Annotated in this window: 9 protein-coding genes; 3 read left to right on the plus strand and 6 right to left on the minus strand. The window is 42.7% G+C overall.

Going from position 1 to position 4,637, the window contains the following annotated elements:
* Nucleotides 1-1,134, minus strand: a 1,134-nt coding sequence (locus IQ229_RS13825) for a DUF58 domain-containing protein (RefSeq protein ID WP_194044581.1), incomplete at its 3' end; no start/stop codon positions are given.
* A gap of 103 nt (nt 1,135-1,237) precedes the next feature.
* Here IQ229_RS13825 and IQ229_RS13830 point away from each other — a divergent pair.
* Nucleotides 1,238-1,549, plus strand: a complete 312-nt coding sequence (locus IQ229_RS13830) for a DUF433 domain-containing protein (protein ID WP_194044583.1) — start codon at nt 1,238-1,240, stop codon at nt 1,547-1,549.
* Between the two features lie 78 nt (nt 1,550-1,627).
* Nucleotides 1,628-1,903 carry a DUF5615 family PIN-like protein gene (locus IQ229_RS13835; RefSeq protein WP_228013456.1) on the plus strand — a complete coding sequence of 92 codons (276 nt, stop codon included), beginning with the start codon at nt 1,628-1,630 and terminating at the stop codon, nt 1,901-1,903.
* 186 nt (nt 1,904-2,089) lie between these two features.
* Here IQ229_RS13835 and IQ229_RS13840 read toward each other — a convergent pair whose 3' ends face one another.
* From IQ229_RS13840 to IQ229_RS13850, 3 genes are all read right to left on the minus strand, one after another.
* Nucleotides 2,090-2,677: a Uma2 family endonuclease gene (locus IQ229_RS13840; protein WP_194044585.1), complete on the minus strand. Its 588-nt coding sequence runs from the start codon at nt 2,675-2,677 to the stop codon at nt 2,090-2,092.
* Nucleotides 2,678-3,073: 396 nt separating this feature from the next.
* Nucleotides 3,074-3,358 carry a hypothetical protein gene (locus tag IQ229_RS13845; protein WP_194044587.1) on the minus strand — a complete coding sequence of 95 codons (285 nt, stop codon included), beginning with the start codon at nt 3,356-3,358 and terminating at the stop codon, nt 3,074-3,076.
* Nucleotides 3,348-3,629: a BrnT family toxin gene (locus IQ229_RS13850; protein WP_409339931.1), complete on the minus strand. Its 282-nt coding sequence runs from the start codon at nt 3,627-3,629 to the stop codon at nt 3,348-3,350. The genes IQ229_RS13845 and IQ229_RS13850 overlap by 11 nt, the downstream gene beginning before the upstream one ends.
* A 45-nt stretch (nt 3,630-3,674) precedes the next feature.
* Here IQ229_RS13850 and IQ229_RS13855 point away from each other — a divergent pair, with 45 nt between their 5' ends.
* Nucleotides 3,675-3,917 (plus strand): hypothetical protein, encoded by a 243-nt coding sequence (locus IQ229_RS13855; RefSeq protein WP_194044590.1) that lies wholly within the window; start codon nt 3,675-3,677, stop codon nt 3,915-3,917.
* Here the strand turns inward: IQ229_RS13855 and IQ229_RS13860 are convergent.
* Together IQ229_RS13860 and IQ229_RS13865 are read right to left on the minus strand one after the other, a co-directional pair.
* Nucleotides 3,904-4,314, minus strand: a complete 411-nt coding sequence (locus IQ229_RS13860; RefSeq protein ID WP_194044599.1) for a type II toxin-antitoxin system VapC family toxin — start codon at nt 4,312-4,314, stop codon at nt 3,904-3,906. The genes IQ229_RS13855 and IQ229_RS13860 overlap by 14 nt on opposite strands.
* Nucleotides 4,311-4,571 carry a DUF2281 domain-containing protein gene (locus IQ229_RS13865; protein WP_194044601.1) on the minus strand — a complete coding sequence of 87 codons (261 nt, stop codon included), beginning with the start codon at nt 4,569-4,571 and terminating at the stop codon, nt 4,311-4,313. Before IQ229_RS13865 ends, IQ229_RS13860 begins: the two co-directional genes overlap by 4 nt.
* Nucleotides 4,572-4,637 lie beyond the last annotated feature (66 nt).

The raw sequence follows: 4,637 nt of genomic DNA on the forward strand, positions 1-4,637 counted from the left end.
GGGTTGCAGTAAACCATCGCTTTGCAAAACTATACCAGGGTGTTCCCAATTAATTACCTCTGGTTCTGCTGCTGAGGAGACATTTGGCCACAAAACCCAGCGACTCCCTTGAGGAAGAGTAGCAAGGCTCAGGGGGTTTTGAGTCAGCCAAATCAAGGGATAGCTTTTAGGAACAACTGAACTGGCATCTTCTAAGGCTCTGGTTGCTGCTAAGGTTTCTAGAACAAAGCGATCGCCTTTAATTAAATTTGTTGATGCTGTCCACAGTTGCACCTGTAATTGTTGTTGCTGTGCGTAAAAATACAGCGAAGCTGCGGCAATTACTGCTTGTTCAAAGTTTTCTTCTTTCCAATTGCTAGCACTGTCAAGGGCAATAACTATTTCTTGTCCACCTGTCACCATCTCTAACTCCCGCACCCTTAATTCGCCATAGCGGGCGCTAGTTCGCCAGTGAATCAGACGAGTAGGATCTCCTAGACGATAGGGACGGAGCGATCGCACCAGCCCGGTTGTCGCTGTCTGCAAGGGTCTACCACGAGGATCGCCCCTTTTGCTCTCTTCTTGCCCCATTTCATCTATTAGGGGGCAGGTAGCCAAGGGTAACACTGTGGGATAGACGATCGCTGTGGCAGCACAATCACGCTGACGACGACACCAGAATAACCCCAAAGGCGCACCAGAACCAAGTTCAACTGTGTGCCAGCGATAAACACCTCGGCGCTGAGTCGGGTGGTAATATACCCAACGGTAACTACCTTGGCTAGGAATTGTTTCAATTGCCTTTTGTATTGGTTTCCCTAAGACGAAGGGCAGTATATCTTCAACTTGCAATAAGCTTACAGGCTGCTGTGTCTGATTGCAGATTTCTAATTCCACCGTTAGATCGTCACCTGCTGACACAGGTTGCATGGGACGGCGGGTGATGGATAGACCTGTGAGCGATCGCGGCGGTAAGATGGCTGCTACACCCAAAAGGGCAAAACTGATGCCGCTAATGGCATACAGCCAACCAGCCATCGTATTGATACCTGCGCCAAAAAAACAAATAGCGGTTAATGCTAGCACCCAACCGCCGTATGCAGGGGCACTGGCGCGGGTTTCTAACCAATTGGTGATGGGTTTGATAATTTTCATGTTTCTTTTTTAACCCAACACCACCCCAAATTCACAGTGTTTCAAGGGTTCGGCAAAAAAATCTGTATTATTAAAATATGGAATAAATGTAGAAGGTTCTTTGATGCAGTTAGTCAGTCGGGAGCATATTGAAATCTCTTCTGATGTGCGGAGTGGCAAACCTTGCATTGTCAATACTCGTATTGCTGTAGAAGATGTGGCAGTGATGCATTTAAAGCTAGGGTATTCCTTGCTAGAGATTGCTGGTAAGTATGACCTGTCACTGGCATCTGTTTATGCAGCAATGGCTTATTACTTTGATCACCGAGACGAGATTGATCGCCGTACAGCAGAAGAGAATGAGTTAGTTGAGGTACTGAAGCAAAATCATCCGTCGCGTCTTCAAGAGAAACTCAGACAGTTGAGGAATGAGTGAGCGAATTCGCTTTCATCTGGATGAAAATGTCGATCCTGCGTAGACGCGAAGCGGCTTGTCGTAGACATCGCCCTTGGCTTGCGCCGTTATGGAATTGATGTCACAACTACCAACGATGTGGAATTACGTACTCAAAGCGATGGAGTCCAATTAGCGTTTATTCAGGAAACACAGCGAGTATTGTTCACCCAAGATGCAGATTTTTTGATTATTGCAAGTTCTAGGCTCGATCATCCTGGTATTACCTACTCTAAGAAAGGAACTCGTTCAATTGGTGAAATCATTGAAACTTTGGTTTTGATGTATGAGGTGATGACACCTGAAGAGATGTTGGGACGTGTCGAGTTTTTGTGAAATGAAAGTAGTAGCAAGCATAGTGCAGATAAACTGGAGTGGATATTTAGATGCTCACTGACTTAGTGAGTTTAAGTATCCTGATTGGACAGCATTACACCCCAGTAATAACTTGAGAGATCAGTGTTTCTTATACAGGAAATTTACGCATATTTATCTCTAACATGAGAAGATCTAGGAATAATATCAATTTTTACGCTGTAACCAAGCAAATACTTCATTAACAGAGAGCGTCAAATTTAAATCTTCTAACACTGGTAATATATCTTGTCCTGCTAACAAATCTGGTAAAGAATTAGGCTGATAAACTAAAATACAGCGTTCAATTGGATCAATCAACCATCCTAGCTGACTACCATTTCTCAAACAGTGTAAAATATTGCCAGTTACTTTCGTTTGACTTTGAGCAGGGGAAAGAATTTCGATGATCCAAGGGGGTGCAAAATTAATCCCGCTGCTAATAATATCACCGCTCTCATCCAGTGGTATTTGATTGGTAGAGATCACAACCACATCAGGAACTACTGAACGATTACCGCAGGTACAGCGTAATTCAGGAAAGGCTTCGTAGTTAGTTCCCAACCCATCAATCACTGCAACTAAACGTTTTTGCAATAAGCTGTGTTTACCTCCTCCCATAGGTTTCTGAATTGCCTCTCCGTTAATATATTCCCAAGTTGGTGACTCTTCAATATATGGAAGTTTTAAGAACTCTTCTAGAGTCGTGCTTTCTGGAACTGTAATTTTTCCTTGCGTCAACCCAATATTTTTCATAATTTGGTTACGAGCGGAAGCAGGTCATCTGTTGGAACAAGTAACATACAAGTTATCTGTATTTTGGTGGTTTACTATGCTAATCAGGAGGCAATGGATAGAGAAATTGCTTTATATCAAGCAGAATGTAACGCTCTGAAAACAAAGAGGATTGTTGAAATTGGTAGAAAGTATGGAAGCCGAGGATATGACAAATAAATTAGTGTTTCTAAGAAAATATATTGATAATTTTTGATCGGCGATCGCTTTGTGTGAAAATATGCAAAAGAGCGATGTCTAGGACGGGCTATTCGGCGTCGCAGTTTCACGAATAGTCATGATAATTACCTTTTTCAGTCCTCTTCATTTTTACTCAAAAATTTGACTAAATTTACAGCAAGGGCGATCGCAATTGAACTATTTTTGAGTAACTTCACTGAGGGCTTCATGGATAACCTCATCGCTAACACCATGACGCTTCAAGCTAGCAATCAGTGCTGAGATAGTATCATCCTCTAGTCGTTCCAGATCAACTCTTAGCCCTTGTCCAATATAGGCACGAACTAACGGCTGATAGCCAGAAAATCCCAGTAATGGTGCTATTCTTTTCAAATCTTCAATGACATCTTCGGGAATACGAATTGTGATTGTAGTCATTGGACGATTTTTATCGAGTCGCTTTTTCAATGCTTCAGCCTTCATAATATTCTCGCTCCTTACGTGTAGCTTTACGAGCTGAAATGATCCGAATTATGTCGTTTTTACGTTCAATGTAGACGACATACAGAAGATTCCACCGTTTGTCTAAGCCAATAACAGCATCTCTTTGTTCATCATTGCGACTTGCATCAACAACCACTAAAAACGGATCGAAAAATACCTCTGTGGCTTGCTGAAATGTCACGCCATCATGATTGCTAGGATTTGTCCAAGCTTTTTCTTCGTTCCAAACGAAAGTGACACCATTAAGCACGAAATACACATCCATAGCTTACATAGTAGACATTGTGTATTTACGTTGTCAATACGTTTTATTAAACAGAGATATTTCCCTAAGGGCGATATCTACGACGGGCGTAGATGCAGCACTGTAAATCTCTGCTATGGTTTTGCGATCGCTTTCTCTAAGAATACCTGTTGGCTAGGAATTTCCACGACGGGCTACACCTACGCGCAGGTCATTCAAACAGACATCCATCCTAGCGTTGCTAAACCTCATCTAAATCGTGATTTGGTTACTCATTGCTTCAGACTGAAATAATTTCAAAGGTGTCTTGATGACCAATTCGATAAAATAAGAAATCAGAATCGAGAGTGAGAATTTGACGATACCCTGTCTTTTCAGCCGTCAAAACCAACGTTGCATCTGCTAAATCCATTGGGCGATCGCGGTATTGTTCCATCAGCGCCAACAAACGGCTGTAATCACTTTCCTGAATCTCGTAAATGGTCAACAGTTTATCTAAAAGAAGCTGCCCCAACTGTTTTTGCATTTGCCAGCCGCCACGATGCAGGGCAAGATACATAGCTTCTGTCAGGCATGACCAGGTTGTGACCAGAGGCTTTGCCAAATGCATCACTGCGATTTTATAAGCATTGTGCTGAGGCTGAGTGGGATCAACTAAACACAATAAGACTCCTGCATCGCACAGGATCATAGCTCTAGCCCTTGTTGCCGATACTTGTTGAGTAGGAGTTGCTGATAATTGCTGACTGCTTCAGGTGGAGATACCTCTAGGGAATCCACAGCCTCAAACCATTGTGACCATTTTTCCACAAGTGGTTCATTAGGCTGACTGTCAGCATTTTTAACTTGATGTTTGTGGATAACAAAATCAATAAAGTCGGTCACTTCTTGCAGGAGTGGTTCAGAAAGTTGCTGCAATTTTGCGATCGCAGTTTCACGAATAGTCATGATAGTTGCCTTTTTCAGTCCTCTTCATTGTTACTCAAAGATTTGACTAAATGCACGGCAAGGGCG

This window comes from Nostoc cf. edaphicum LEGE 07299, from assembly GCF_015207245.1.
Taxonomy (GTDB): domain Bacteria; phylum Cyanobacteriota; class Cyanobacteriia; order Cyanobacteriales; family Nostocaceae; genus Nostoc; species Nostoc edaphicum_B.